Annotated in this window: 1 protein-coding gene; it reads right to left on the bottom strand. The window is 33.7% G+C overall.

Features of this window, described 5'->3' with window-relative positions:
- The coding region (locus ACVHXK_RS18680) for a DUF4352 domain-containing protein (RefSeq protein WP_461207919.1) at window positions 1-635 on the bottom strand (635 nt) is incomplete at both ends.

Here is a 635-nt window from a genome sequence, read left to right as displayed (position 1 = left end):
CAATCACCAGCATAAGTATCTGCTGAATATTCTGTTCCATCATCCTCAATTAATGTAAATAGAGCTGTATCTATTGTTGCACTTTCCTTGCCAATATTTTTCACCTTTACCTCAACTATATAGTATTCACCCTGAGCTTCAGAACTTAAGTAATTGGCCTCTAATGTATCTGCCACACTAATTCCCAATGCAGTATACTGAAGCTCTCCAACTTCAACACTATCACCTATATTAAATTGAACATCTTCTGTACAATCTTTTGATGAACTATTATTGGTAGCATTATCATCAGAAGTGCTTCCACTTGCAGCAACTGACTCTGTTTCCCCACTATTTGAAGTAGATGCTCCTCCACTACCTATCATTGCAAATACAACTATTAAAGCTATTACGCTACCAATAACTATAGGCAACTTCTTTTTACTTTTCTTAGATTGCTCCATTTTCAAATTATCATTACTATCATTTTCTCCAAGAGAATTTTCCATTTCTTCAGGCGCTTTTCTAGCAAACATCATAATTGCAACTATTAAAAACAAAATAGCTGACAAAAGTCCTGCAAATGAAATAGAAATAAAAATCCCTATCCCTGAGATTAAAAATCCCCAAGCTGATACTTTTTTATGTTTTTTAAT

This window comes from Clostridium sp. DL1XJH146 (assembly GCF_054819755.1).
Note: the sequence above shows the minus strand (reverse complement) of the source record. Positions and strands in the feature narration are given on the sequence as shown.